The 13,876-nt window shown below is 42.4% G+C and carries 10 protein-coding genes; 3 read left to right on the forward strand and 7 right to left on the reverse strand.

What is annotated here, in order from left to right; genetic code table 11:
* Positions 1 to 243: 243 nt before the first annotated feature.
* Positions 244 to 2,406, reverse strand: coding sequence for a DUF2298 domain-containing protein (locus MSHOH_RS02945; RefSeq protein ID WP_048137236.1), 2,163 nt, complete (start codon positions 2,404 to 2,406; stop codon positions 244 to 246).
* 539 nt (positions 2,407 to 2,945) lie between these two features.
* Between MSHOH_RS02945 and MSHOH_RS02950 the strand changes: the two genes are divergently transcribed.
* Entirely contained in the window at positions 2,946 to 4,385 is a 1,440-nt protein-coding gene (locus MSHOH_RS02950) for an aldehyde dehydrogenase family protein (protein WP_048137238.1), read from the forward strand.
* Between the two features lie 231 nt (positions 4,386 to 4,616).
* Here the strand turns inward: MSHOH_RS02950 and MSHOH_RS02955 are convergent, their stop codons facing one another.
* The 3 genes from MSHOH_RS02955 to MSHOH_RS02960 all read right to left on the reverse strand — a co-directional run bounded on the left by MSHOH_RS02955 (position 4,617) and on the right by MSHOH_RS02960 (position 6,727).
* Positions 4,617 to 4,886: a DUF3303 domain-containing protein gene (locus tag MSHOH_RS02955; protein ID WP_048137240.1), complete on the reverse strand. Its 270-nt coding sequence runs from the start codon at positions 4,884 to 4,886 to the stop codon at positions 4,617 to 4,619.
* A 15-nt stretch (positions 4,887 to 4,901) separates the two neighbouring features.
* Positions 4,902 to 5,060, reverse strand: coding sequence for a hypothetical protein (locus MSHOH_RS24190; RefSeq protein ID WP_162197597.1), 159 nt, complete (start codon positions 5,058 to 5,060; stop codon positions 4,902 to 4,904).
* Positions 5,061 to 5,407: 347 nt separating this feature from the next.
* Entirely contained in the window at positions 5,408 to 6,727 is a 1,320-nt protein-coding gene (locus tag MSHOH_RS02960; protein ID WP_048137241.1) for an NAD(P)/FAD-dependent oxidoreductase, read from the reverse strand.
* Between the two features lie 260 nt (positions 6,728 to 6,987).
* Here MSHOH_RS02960 and MSHOH_RS02965 point away from each other — a divergent pair, with 260 nt between their 5' ends.
* Entirely contained in the window at positions 6,988 to 9,717 is a 2,730-nt protein-coding gene (locus MSHOH_RS02965) for a calcium-translocating P-type ATPase, SERCA-type (RefSeq protein WP_048137243.1), read from the forward strand.
* Positions 9,718 to 9,812: 95 nt separating this feature from the next.
* On the opposite strand, the gene MSHOH_RS02970 is transcribed toward MSHOH_RS02965, so the two are convergent.
* The 3 genes from MSHOH_RS02970 to MSHOH_RS02980 all read right to left on the reverse strand — a co-directional run bounded on the left by MSHOH_RS02970 (position 9,813) and on the right by MSHOH_RS02980 (position 13,499).
* The gene (locus MSHOH_RS02970; protein ID WP_048137245.1) at positions 9,813 to 10,997 is read right to left on the reverse strand and encodes a cation:proton antiporter; all 1,185 of its coding nucleotides are present in this window, start codon (positions 10,995 to 10,997) and stop codon (positions 9,813 to 9,815) included.
* A gap of 149 nt (positions 10,998 to 11,146) precedes the next feature.
* Positions 11,147 to 11,818, reverse strand: a complete 672-nt coding sequence (locus MSHOH_RS02975) for a CBS domain-containing protein (RefSeq protein ID WP_239451184.1) — start codon at positions 11,816 to 11,818, stop codon at positions 11,147 to 11,149.
* A gap of 94 nt (positions 11,819 to 11,912) precedes the next feature.
* Positions 11,913 to 13,499 carry a flippase activity-associated protein Agl23 gene (locus MSHOH_RS02980; RefSeq protein ID WP_048137247.1) on the reverse strand — a complete coding sequence of 529 codons (1,587 nt, stop codon included), beginning with the start codon at positions 13,497 to 13,499 and terminating at the stop codon, positions 11,913 to 11,915.
* Positions 13,500 to 13,577: 78 nt separating this feature from the next.
* Here MSHOH_RS02980 and MSHOH_RS02985 point away from each other — a divergent pair, with 78 nt between their 5' ends.
* On the forward strand, positions 13,578 to 13,871 hold the full coding sequence (locus MSHOH_RS02985; protein ID WP_048137249.1) for a ubiquitin-like small modifier protein 1: 294 nt from the start codon (positions 13,578 to 13,580) through the stop codon (positions 13,869 to 13,871).
* Positions 13,872 to 13,876 lie beyond the last annotated feature (5 nt).

The raw sequence follows: 13,876 nt of genomic DNA on the forward strand, positions 1-13,876 counted from the left end.
GAGCTTTTATATTGACTGCAGTTTCATATCAAATTCCGTTAATTCGAATATTCATATTTAAAAAATGCACTTGGAATTCCATTTTATAAAATGCATTTGTGAAATCTGTTTTGAAACGTATTTATGAAAAGTATTTATGAAACAATGTTCAGATACTGAAATAAATCATATATTTTATTTAAAATGAAAATTTTTTGCCTGGATCAGGTTTCTCTCTGAAAGAGGAAAATTATAGTATCCTTTTTACGGGTCTTTCTTTAATTTATATATTGTGACTGAGCCCTGATAAACCGGTTCAAAATAAGTTTCATTCTCGAATTTTTCCGTTTTTACCTGATATATTTGCTGTTCAAGCCGACCAATATACACATAGCTTACGTTATATTTATCCATTAGCTCAACCGCTTTCTCTTCGCTGTCAGTGGAATAAATCGAGCGAACATCTTCTATTCTCTTTCTTACTTCTGCATGGTCTCTTCCCCAGAACCTCTCATGTCTTGCCCACCCAATGACTGTAGGTAGTCCCGTGTTTGCAGAAACCCGGCAGGCATAACTGTAACTGCTGTCATCTTCAGAAGCTTCAAGAATCACAGGCGAGCCTTCGGTGTTCTCCTGCATCCACTCTATGGCATTGTAGTCTCCCATATCCAGCTCCCTCATATATCCCATCCCATCAAGGGTAGGCTTGGCATTCATATCTTTTACTCTCGTGAAGGTTGATACTACAGGAAAAATGGCACAGGAGATGATCAGGAATACAAGTACAGCTGTCCATGCTTTTTTTACAACTCCATTCAAAAGCTTTCTGTTTCCGGTTTTTCCCTGGTAACGTAAATTAAGTTCATAATACGAGTAAGAGGCTGCAATGGCAAGGAAGATCCATAAATGCATGTAAAATTTGAAAACCGTGTTCATACGGGCAAAATTCCCTGAAATGGGGTCGTCAAGAAAAATAAACTCACAGAGTAGGGCAATAAAAGCAGATGTTGCTGTTAGAAGAGACACAAATCCTGCCACGCTTCTTTCCGGTATGTCCTTCAGGAACAGAAACAGGGAAAGAGCAAGCAGGGGTAAAAGTATCGTAAGCAGAGGAATAACCCATACTTTTGAAAGCATTACTGAAATACCTGCCAGCAGAAGAAAAAATCCAATTTTTCTTCCAGAACCCAGACGAGTTACAAGGAATGAAAAGACCAGAAAAAGAAAAAGTCCGAAAAGGATCAGGAACTTATCAATCTGTGTCCTGAACGCAGGCACAACAAAGTCAAATCCTCCTGCAGCCTGGGGATTAAATGACAGATAAAAAGGTAAATACGGCAGGAAACTGAAAATGGAAATAAAAATTATCGAATTGGAGAATTTAGCAATAGTCCCGAATAAATTCCTATTATGGATATAATTCCCGCAATAAAACGCAAAAACAACTAGAAATGTCAGACTGAAATATACAGGAAAGTCCCAGGAATTGGATGGAAACAAAAAGCCGAGAGATATAGAAAATGTAAAAAGTGCCAGACAGTTTTCAAACACTGAACTTTCATTTTTCCTGAAATACATATTCAAGAGAAAAACAAGTATAAGCAACTGAAACGGGATTGCAAGCATATGAGAGTGAAGGTCCCCATGTATGAAGCTGAAGTACGGGAATTCATTTATTGTAAAAGGGATGACTCTTGAACTGCTCCAGTAATATCCTCTTGAGACCTGCTCATGCTGGATATATATAGATACGAACTCTATAAGTCCCTGCAGATTTCCGAGCAGCATTCCAAACCCTGCAGTCAGGATTCCGTACTTGATTTTCCCATATGTAAGATTGTACCCTATACCGAAGAAGGCGTTCAGAGACAGGGCAAAGGTCAGTGCAATTGCCAGGTTAAAAAGGATAGAGGGGTTGACGCCGCTGAGTTTTCCAGTTACTGCCACGGAAAGATATCCGAAATAGTAGTAAAAATCCATGAGCCCGCCTGAAAACCAGGGGTCCAGAGGAGGAAAAGAAGTAGTTTTTATCACTGCATTTAAAAATGCAAAGTCCATAAATTTTTCATGCATATATATCTCGGGCAGGTGCACACGTACGAGCAAGAAAAAAAAGAAGCCTGAAACGAACACCAATTCGTTCATGATAAGAATCTTCCTGCTTGGGAGAAGCCGCTGTTTCCGGTAAAGGATAGCAGATATAAGGCAAAGCACGAGAAATGCCATCAGGATCGCAATAAGATTGAAACCCAGTACGTACGAAAAAATCCAGGAAAGATAGGTGACGAGTATAATTCCAAGGGTCCTGGATACAGAATATCCTCCATCAGCAAGTTTGTTTCCTGCGTTTTGAGTTAGCGGAATCGAAATGAATCCCAGAGTTTCTATAAGAAAAAACCATAAAATTATATGAAAGTAGTCTGACACTGTTCCCTTCCCCTATGTGTAGAGAGCAGGCTTTCAACTGAGTCAATCTTCAGTTTTTCCGGCAAAATGCAATTCTGAGATCTGCTTTAAGCGGAAGCCCCAAACTTCAAATCTGAAGTATGCTCTTCAAACCACAATTGTAATTCGTACTCCCTCAAATTACACCGCTGAAAATTTCATTTAACTGCGATATTGTCATATTTTCGTATGTTGCATCCTGCAAAATAACGTTCCTGAATTTTCCGTATAAAGCAAATCTGGCATCCCCACCATAATCCAGAGTAGCTTTTACGAACCAGTAAAGTCTCAGGAGGTTTTTTAAAGATTTTCCCCCAGGTCTTACCTCCCTTTTTTTAATCTGTAACGAGAGACATATATCGATAATATATATTTTGTTAATATACTTATATTTCTGTCGAGCGGGAACTTGTTTTTCTTTTCCTTCCTGTCTTATTCTTTGAAGCGGTCTTTAAAATTATTGTAGTAAATTAGTGCATTTGTTGTGATATTTGTTATCTTAAAATAGGCCTTCGTAAATAATGGTAGCCATGAAAATGCTAATTAACGGAAAAGCTGCAGGGGCGTGCGGAGGCGAATGCTTTGATGTTAAAAACCCTGCAACAGGTGAACTTCTAGAGCAGGTCCCGAGAGGCACAGAGGATGACATTGCCCTTGCGGTAGAAGCCGCTGTGTCGGCTTTTGAAGGCTGGGCCTCCACATCTCCACAGCAGAGAGGTATGGTTTTTTACAGAGCTGCAGGAGTTGTCAGGCAGAGGAAAGAGGAGCTTGCTACTCTGCTCACGCAGGAACAGGGAAAACCTCTTGCAGAGGCCAGAAACGAAATTGAAGGTTTCGCACACGTTCTTGAATACTACTGCGGGCTTGCAGGCAGTTTGCGGGGTGACTTTATCCCTGTTCCGGGAAATGGGTATGCCTTTACCGTAAAGAAGCCTCTGGGAGTTTGTGCGGCTATAATTCCCTGGAACATGCCTGCCCTGATCATGAGCTGGAAAATTGCTCCTGCTTTGATTTCGGGCAACACTTTTGTCCTGAAACCGGCAAGCAGCACTCCCCTTACAAACCTCACTCTGGCTTCTGTCCTGAATGAAGCTGGCCTGCCCGCAGGTGTTCTGAACGTAATTACAGGCTCTGGCGAGACTGCAGGAGAGAGTCTTGTACGTAATCCCCATGTAAAAAAAATCTCTTTTACAGGAGAATCCGGGACAGGGATAAGAGTAGCTGAACTTGCAGCCAGCGGAATGAAAAGGGTTACCCTTGAGCTGGGAGGGAGTGACCCCATGATCGTATGTGATGATGCCAATCTCGAAAGTGCAGTTGCAGGAGCTATTAGAGGGAGATTTTACAATTGCGGTCAGACCTGTACGGCTGTCAAGAGGCTGTATGTTTTTGAATCCGTTGCTGAGGAGTTCATAAGTAAACTCAAAGCAGGCGTTAGAAATTTAAAAGTCGGTAACGGGCTGGATAACAATACAGATATGGGGCCTCTTAACAACAGCCATCAGATGGAATATATAAAAGAACTCGTAGCAGAAGTCAAGGAAAAGAGTGAAGGCAGAATAATTACCGGAGGAAAAATTCCTTCATTCAAAGGTTCCGATAAAGGATATTTCTTTGAACCTACCCTGGTCTCAGACGTGCCTGAAGACTCCAGACTCCTCAAAGAGGAAGTATTCGGACCTGTGTTACCCATAGTCAAGGTGAAAAATCTGGATGAGGCGATAGAGGAAGCTAACAGGAGCAGTTACGGGCTTGGTGCATCTGTCTGGACAAAAGATCTGGACAGGGCAAGGATGGGGTGCGAACAGTTAAATGCAGGGATTATATGGGTCAACCAGCATTTCAAGGTAGCTCCCGAAGTTCCTTTCGGAGGAATTAAAGGGAGCGGATTCGGAAGAGAAAACGGACCTGATGTCCTTTCCGAATATCTGGAAACCAGAACCATTATGCTAAAGACTTGATTTTGGAACATAAAATCCGGTAAACAGGGATATTATAACAGAGTTACTAGAACAGAATATTAAAAAAGAACATTAAAACAGAACATAAAACGGGATTTGATACATTTATTTGCTTGAGAGTATAAAATAAAGATTTTCGATGAGCCTTAATCAGCCGGCTCACCGAGTTTCTTTAAGTAAACTGACAGGTAAACTGATACCTTAAGGTAAACTTATACTTTATCTATTAACTTACTTTTTGTACTTGGGCAGAAGCTGCATGAATTCGGAAGCTTCCATTACGGGGACGCTGTCAATCACGCAGATATCAGACCAGGGCAGGTTGAATGCTCCGTAAGCTTCGGCACTTTCTGCTTCGTAGAGAATGTAATAGCGGTTTCCGGAAAGGTCAACCCACTGGTTGATAACATCGATTCCTTCTGGAATTTCCAGTTTCTTAAAGTGTTCAAGGATCTTATCGCGATTCGAAGGGTCCCAGGTACTAACATCCATGAATAACATCTTTTACCACTCCTTTTATTTTTCTATGCCGCCCATACCCCTTCCCGGAAGCTCAGGCAGCTTCTGTTCAGCATCCGGGTTCTTTTTTGAGAACTCATCCACTGGAAAGCATATATATTTCCCTATACCATCCCTGTATAGGGACGGCACGTGTGCTCCCAAAAGCCGGTTCACGGCAGAAATTTAAATTGTTTTTAAGCTTCTCTGCCCCTCCTTATCTGCCATTCTCAAGTCCCCATGAGTGACAAATCTGGGTGAGACAGGTAACCGGCAGAAATAAATTCTGCAGGTACAGACAGTATAATATCATCCCTTAGGCTATATAATAGTTCGTCCGAAAGGATTGTTTTGAGTTAAATATCCTTATTTATATACACAGCTCTATTTTTTAGATTTTATATTTAACCCTGAATAGTCTCTAACCAGTCGGCTGATATTATCCTGTATGTCCTGAAGGGATGTTCTGTTTTTTTATCATTTCGCCGCGTGAGGATGTAGCTGGCCTTCAAATTTCTTTTTTATTAACTTTTAGTTCCTTTTTCTTTCATCAACAGTTCCGCTGATTCAAACCCGGCTTTTACCGAGCCGTTCATGCTTCTTTCCGGATAATTACTTGAGGAGAACATACCTGCGAGGTAGAGTCCGGAAGGACCTGCAGCAAAAGGAAGGACTTTTTCAAGGTAACCCTGTTCGTATACGGGAGCTGTATCTATTCTGCGGTATAATTTTGTCCAGAGTACATCCTTTCTTGAGAATTCGGGAAACATTCTTTCTAGCCCTTTCAAATAGGAATCGATAACATCTTCTTCTTTCTGCGTCCAGAGAGGGCTCTTTCTATTCTGGAAATAGGACGTCACATAAACGAGATTTTCTCCATAATCTTCAAAAGGCAAAAAGTTAGTGTGTTCGATTACAGCTCCAAAAGGCACATCTGCTTTTATGTTCAGCCAGTAATTCCCGTCTCCCATAAGCCTACTGTCAAGCCCTATCAAAGCACATGCTGTCCCTTGATAGTGTATGTTCCTCAGGGTATCGTGAAGAGCTCCCAGCTTGCCTCCGGTGATTGAATCCAGTACCACTGGTTCTGCAGTTGAGATTACCGCGTCGCAGGCAACAAAATCTCCATTAACGATCACTCCCTCTACGGCGTTGTCTTTAATCATAATCTCTGTTACTTCCCTGTTTGTTCTGATCTCCCCACCGTTTGCAGTTATCTCACCTGCAAGGGCTTCTATAAGGGAGTTAAACCCTCCTCTCATGTATCCCAGTTTCTCTCCTTCTTTTCCCCTATCGGATCTTATTTTCACCCTTCCGATAAGCCAGGCAGCTGAAACGTTTTCGGCATTGTCTCCGAATTTGCTTTTCATCAGGGGAGCAAAAAAGTTTTCATACACGGACTTCCCTGCAGTATCAAGAATCCAGTCCTTTGCTTTTACCCTGTCATAGGGTGTCGTGTCTTTTATCAGCCTTATCCTTAAGACCAGCAGGCCAAGTTTTGCCAGATCAAGAATGGAAAGAGGGCTAAAATGTAAAATCTCAACAGGCGTATTCATGGGATAATTTTTACCGTCCACAAAATAGGCGTTTTTTCCTTCCAGCCATAGCATCTGCTTTTCGAGTCCCAGTTCCTTTATAAGGGCGAGAAGTTCTGAATCACTCCTGAATATGTGGTGGTAGTACTTTTCGATGAAGTATTTTTTTTCGGAGTGTGCTATAGAGTAGCTTGCGGACATACCCCCGATATCAGGGTCTTTTTCAAAAATGAGGACTTCGTTAGCTCTGCAGAGCCTGTAACCTGCTGACAAACCGGCAAGCCCGCTTCCGATTATTACTATCTTCATGTGTACTTTTTCCCTTTATCCTTTTACTGTTAAACTAATTCTTAATATCTGGTGTTTATAATCACAAAGTTCCTATATAGAAAAATAGATAGACTCCTCATATATTTCCCGGGAAAGATTTTGTAGACTGCAATTACTTAAAAAAACCCCTTTTGCATATCGATATGTCTAACCGATATATATACATTAAACTTACTTATATTATATTGCAGGACATACTGAGTCTGAATTATCTGGTTATAAAACAGTGAGGGTGAGGGTTGTACTACGATCAGGAGATTAGCTCGGTTTTTGAGGAACTGAGGACATCAGAGAAAGGGTTAAGCCCTGAAGATGCTGAAAAGAGACTGGAAGAATACGGGAAAAACGAACTTAAAGAAAAAGAAAAGGTCTCTGTTTTTAGACTCTTTCTTTCACAGTTTAAAAGTATTTTGATTTTTATCCTTATAATTGCCTCTGTCGTTTCGGCTGCACTTGGTGAAGCTATCGATGCGGTGGTGATTTTATTTACCGTATTTCTTGCCGGCGTCCTCGGTTTTGTGCAGGAGTACAGAGCCGAAAAGGCAATTGAGCTCCTTAAATCCCTTACCTCTCCAGAAGCAGTCGTAATAAGGGGTGGATCTGAAAAAGAGATCCCATCTACAGAACTGGTTCCCGGTGACGTAATTCTACTTCAGACAGGAGACCGTATTCCTGCAGATGCCAGGATAATTAAAGAGTTTAACCTTAAAGTTGACGAATCCTCTCTTACCGGAGAATCCGTTCCTGTTCAGAAAACTACCGACGCCCTGCCTGCAGATACTGCCGAGGCTGACAGGAAGAATATGGTTTATGCAGGGACTGCGGTTGCCTATGGGAGAGGGAAGGCTGTTATTACGGCAACAGGCATGAAAACTTCTTTTGGAGAACTCGCAGGGCTTCTCGGAACAATAGAAAGATCGAGAACCCCTCTACAGGAAAGTCTTGATAAATTCGGCAGATGGATTGGCGCGGCAACTCTCGTAATCGTAGCTTTTGTTGCAGTGCTCGGTATTTTTTTAGGCTTTCCTCCTCTTGATATGTTTCTCTGGGGTGTTGCGCTCGCAGTTGCTGCTATCCCTGAAGCCCTTCCTGCGGTTGTGACAGTAGGGCTGGGGCTCGGAGTAAGGCGCATGGTCAAAAGGCATGCACTTGTAAGAAAACTGCCTTCCGTAGAAACTCTGGGTGCTACGAATGTCATATGTTCGGATAAAACGGGCACGCTGACTCAGAACAAAATGACAGTTGAAGGAATGTATGTTAACGGAAAGATCCTCAGGGTCACGGGACAGGGATATAATCCAGAAGGAAAATTTCTAAAAGGCGATTTAGAAAAAAGTGGTTCGGAAGTTTCCGCGGACGACGAGCATCTTCGTGTTCTCCTGCTAGGGGCTGCTCTATGTAACGACTCAAACCTCTATAAAGAAGAAGACGTATGGAAAATTACAGGAGACCCGACGGAAGCAGCTCTTGTAGTCGCCGCGACAAAAGCTGGATTTGAAAAATCCGAACTTGACCGGAAATATCCCAGGCTTGCAGAAATACCCTTTTCTTCCGAAAGCAAGAGAATGACCACCTTCAATAAACTGGAAGACGGCCTGGACAGTTTTCTTGATTCCGAACTTGTGGCTTTTTCAAAAGGAGCTCCGGAGGTTATCCTTGGTTCGTGTACGAAGATTTTTCTCAATGGTGAAGTAAAGGCTTTGACTCCTGAACAGAAACAGGAGATCTCCGAAATAGTTAAAGAGCTTGCTGACCAGGCCCTTCGAGTTATGGCTTTTTCTTTCCGTCCTCTTGAAGAAGGTTTTTCTCCCGATAAAGTTTCTTCCGGGGAAATTCCTGCAGAAAAGGTCGAAGAAGATATGGTCTTTTCAGGACTGGTTGGTATGAGAGACCCTCCGAGAGAAGAAGTAAAAGCTGCAATCAAAACCTGCGAGGATGCCGGCATCAAGACCGTAATGATAACCGGAGATCATAAGATTACGGCAGCTGCAATTGCGCGAGAACTCGGGATTTTGAAAGAAAATGACCTAACTCTTACGGGTTCTGAACTCGACAGCCTTGAAGATAAGGAGTTTGAAGATAGAGTTGAAAAGGTCTCGGTTTACGCGCGGGTCTATCCTGCTCACAAACTGAGGGTGGTAGAAGCACTTAAAAAGAAAGGCTATGTTGTAGCAATGACCGGTGATGGGGTTAATGATGCTCCTGCCCTGAAAGCTGCGGATATGGGCATAGCCATGGGAATTACAGGTACGGACGTCAGTAAAGAAGCCTCAAGCATGATCCTGACTGATGACAATTTTGCATCCATTGTCTCGGCAGTTGAAGAAGGGCGAAATATTTTCAAAAATATCAAAAATTTTATCACCTACGGGCTGTCAGCCCATATAGGGGAGGTTCTCATTGTCCTCATAGCAATCCTGGGCTGGCAGATACTGCCGCTACTTGCAGTACAGATCCTGTGGATCAACCTGATTACAGACGGTCTGCCTCCGATGGCTCTTTCTGTTGAACCTCCTGACAGGGGGCTTATGAGGCAGAAGCCCAGGAACGTTGAACAGGGACTTATCACCCGACGTGAAATTGCTGCAGGATTTGGGCTTGGAGGGCTTATTGCCGCTCAGGCACTGACAGTTCTGGCCTGGGCTCTGGACAGCGGTTTTTCAACTTCAAAACTGCAGACTCTGATCTTTACACTCATAGTCTTTTCAGAGATGTTCAATGCCTTCAACTGGCGTTCTGACAGGTATTCGGTCTTTTCTCTTGGGCTTTTTACGAACAAAGCTCTGGTCTATGCGGTCCTGACCACTATAATCCTGCAATTGATGGTAATTTATGTCCCATTCCTTCAATTTGCTTTCAGGACAGTTCCCCTTTCTCTTTATGAGTGGGGGATCATACTGGCTTTAGCTTCCACTACCCTGATATCTATGGAGATTGTAAAACACATAAGTGCAGGGAAGGAACGCTGACATAAAGGAAGATGCAGAAAAGGGTGGTATCTTCTTATCTTTCCTTATCGAAAAGCATATTCCCGTTTCTTTTAAAACTCCAGATATTTATGCCATTATCCAATATTCATTTCATTGCAGGTTCTGTTTTTTCTTTCAGTTTTTATAGCAAACTTCAAAAGCGAAGGTGAAACCAGAATGGACACAATAACCATAAACACCATTGCTGAGAATGTTTCCTGATCGATAATTCCAGCTCCTGTGCCTATTGTCAGCATCACAAGTTCTATTCCTGCTCTGGGCATGACCACTATCCCGAAAGCAAGGCTTTCACAAAAATTGAAGCCTATAGCTTTTGATCCTATAAACCCTCCGATTAGCTTTCCTGAGAGAGCCAGGAGAGTAACCATGGGGACAAAAAAACCTGCATTTATCAGGTCGTATAAGTCAATTGAAAAGCCTATGAATGCGAAAAAAAGAGGGATTAAAATCCCGTAAGCCAGTCCTTCTACTTTGCTCTGCACATCCGGCGTCCTGGCAAGGGAAATTTCCGAAATTAACATTCCTCCTATGAACGCTCCTATGGTTGCATGAAGCTCAAAAAACTCCGCAAGATAGGCAGAAAATAGTGCTATCATAATCACAAGGGAAAATACTGCTTCCTTTGCATGCATTTTCTGAGAATATATAAATAGCCTGGGAAAAAAATATTTTCCGAGAATGTACATAATTAGCAGAAATAACAGGATTTTTCCTGCGATCGTAAGAATAGCCAGAATTGAGGGTGCACGGTTAAAACGGGCAAAAGTGACCACAATAGAGAGCAGGGATATCCCTATAATATCGTCCAGGATTGCCGAGGAAAGCATTACTTTCCCGGGTTTGCTGGAAAAGTAATTAAGGTCTATAAGGGTACTGAGCACCGTTGCTATGCTTGTTGGGCTAAAAGCAATTGCTATAAAGAGGCTTTGAACAAAACTGAAGTCAAAGATCTCTCCAAGTGCAAAACCGAAAGCAAAGGCAAAGGCTATCTGAGAAAGTGTGGGGACAAAAGCAACTAATGCCGCAGGCTTCATGTCCCTTAAACTAACTTCTTTATATCCTATAGTAAAAAGCAAGAAAATGGATCCGAGTTGAGCAAAAAAAGTGACTATTCCGGTTTCTACATCCAGAAAAAGCGCTCCAAACAGAATACCAGCCAGAATTTCTCCTGTTACTGAGGGGATGCCAATTCTTTCTGCTGCTTCACCCAGAACTTTTACGCTGAGAATTAGAAACAGTATCTGGAACAGAGCACTTATGGCTGTAATCCCCCTTCTTTTTTACGTTAACTCCGTCTAAAATTGTCTGCTACTTAATATTCTATGGAGGCTTCTTTCATTCTATTTCATTTTCTCTTTTAACCTTTGTTTTCTTTAATTCCCTTTTGAGCCTCCTCTTTAATTCTCTTTTATAAGCCTGCGTCCTCTTTTTTTCCTTCTTTTTTTCTTCTTCTGCAAATCTCCTCTACAAGATCTCTCTTTGATAAGATTCCTACCAGCTTTCCAGCTTCACTTACACATATCTGGTCAAACCTGTGTTTCATCATAAGGTCAGAAGCATCCTTCAGTGTGGATTTTAAGGAGATTGTCACCGGATGGGTAATCATAATCTCTTTTGCGTTTTCTCCTAGTGACCTTCTGGCTGTAAGGGGCGTATGCCTCTCTCTGGGCATCAGGCATAGAAGCAGAACCTCAAGAATAATGTCAAGATCAATAACACCTGCAAGTTCCCCTTTTTTATTAACTACCGGCAGGGTATGGTAAGGATTCTTTGCAAAAACTGAAAACACTTCTTCAGTAGGCGTGTCTTCGTTTACTGTTACCGGATCTCTGGTCATAAGCTCTTCAATCGTCATCCAAAGACAGCCTTCGGACCCCCTGACAATTGATTCGAAAAATGCTTCCGAACCCTGAGAAGATCCCTGAACGGCTTCTGAAAACTCGTTCCCTTTTCGGAAATTTTTTTCAGGTTCTTCATTATCGTTGCCTTTTTTTCCAGAAGTTTTTCCCTGCGTAAAACTCTTTGCCAGAATGAACACCCCACCCACAGCTATCTTTATATTCTGATTCTTTCTGTTCACCCCACTTACTATTTGCTTCCGGGTTTATATATAAAACCCGGAATCTCTGTTTCGCTGCCGGGAAAAGGGTTATCCTGTTTTTTCAAGATTGTTCTTATTTTTCAAGATTGTTCTTATAATAGAGCGTGAAATCTCTTCCAGGGCGTAGAGTAAAATTATAAGAAGAGTATTCTTCTTCAGGAAGTTCTCTGTACATATCATAGGATATGGGAACGATTATGGCATCGTATTTACTGCTTGCTGGTGGTTTTGAGGAGTACGCTGCTTTTTCGTAGTCCCGCAGGTACCAGGGCAGGGGCCAGTAGAGTTTACTCGGGTCAATCACGTAAATCCTCAGGGTTTCAGGACTTCCGTCGAATGCCTCTATCTTTTCCATAAGCTCCCTGATATCAGGAGACGCCTGCGTGTATGTCATCAGTTCTGACGGCTCCATACTCCTGTAATAGTTCACCGAGATACACTGACCCATAGAGACCAGCAGAGTGAGTACCAGAATTCCTGCCAGTAAAATGCGGTTTTTATTTGAGTAATTTGCCTCTTTTGGTTGGCCGTTTTCAGTATTTCGGGAAAATGTCTCTCCAAGGAGAGCTCCTGCAAGGACTCCGAAAGGCAGGACAATGTGCACGACAAGCCAGGGGACCTTCTCCTGAAGATATGAATAAAGCAGCAGACTTGTAAGGGCCCAGTAACAGAGGAAAAGGAAAAATGAATAATTCTGTCCGTTATTTCGCCCTTTGTTCCTCAGAAAATGGAAAAAGCCAGCAGTTCCAAAGAGTATAATCGGGATCTCGTATCTAAAAAGGATGGGGATATAATAGTAAAAGGGGCCTCCTATCCTTTCTATCCTGTGCATTGCCATCCAGTGATTAAAAGCCCTTTCCACGATTGAGATAAGGGATATATCGTTTCTGAAAACGCTGGAATAAAAAAACAATATGATAAAAATAGAAAGTGCCACTGAAAGAATGATTTCAGGAAGGTAGGGCAAAACAGCCGAAGTCTTACGGAGAAGGGTCTTCTGCAATCCCAGGTTCTCTTTTTTCCAGTCTGAATAAACCCGGTATAGTAGGCCTAGTCCGGCATAAGCTCCGAAGATGAGAAGGATAAGGTAAGCGTTTTCTTTAGAGGACACGGCAATGGCAAGAGATGAGGCTGTCAGGATGAGGTAAGGATACCTCTTGGGGCTGTGAATATTGTCGAGATAGCGGAATGCACCTGCAACAGCAGCCAGGGTGCAGAATATAATTATCATATCGTTTCTGAAGAACCTTGAAAAGTACACCATACTTGGAGAAAATGCAAGCAGAAACATCGACCAGAGAACCCCTCTTTTTCCAAGTTCTTTCTTCAGCAGAAAAAGCACAAGAATAGTTGTAACTCCGAAAAAGACCGGAATCAGGCGAGCTGTTGCATCGTTTATTCCCAGGAAATGAAAGACGGCTGCTGTAGTATGAAAGAGAAAGGGGCCGTGATAGGCAGGATCATAGCTGTATTCTCCGTTTTCAAGTAATTTGAGGGTAAAACTGGAGTGTACGCTTTCATCATGATGAAAAACTCTTTCTCCAAGCTCGAACAGTCTAAGGATCAGGGCAAAAAGAACAATTAGAAGTCCGTAAAGCCAGTAGTTTTTATCCGGGAGCCCCTGCGAATCCGCGTTTTCGTTATCTGGACTTTGCTGCATTGTTTCCAAACCTTCGGTGATGACTGCTTCTTATGAGGCATAGGTATATTTAAGGAATAGGATGAAATAGTCTTCCTCATGGCTGAAGTAAGAGTTAAGTTATTTGCAAATCTGCGCGAGGCAGCAGGTACACCGGAACTCCTGCTTTCCGGAGAAAAGGTTATTGATGTCCTTTTGTCCCTTACCGAAAAATATCCCGGGTTAAATAATATCATTTTTGAAAAGCCTGATGAAAGTGATGGAGGTCCGGTTCTTTGTGGCTCAATTAACGTCTTGGTAAATGGAAACAATGTCCGGCATCTCGAAGGGCTTGATACTGATCTTAAAGATTCGGATGAAATCGGAATTCTGCCTCCTGTTTCCGGAGGATAACTTTT

It is taken from the genome of Methanosarcina horonobensis HB-1 = JCM 15518, assembly GCF_000970285.1.
GTDB lineage: Archaea > Halobacteriota > Methanosarcinia > Methanosarcinales > Methanosarcinaceae > Methanosarcina > Methanosarcina horonobensis.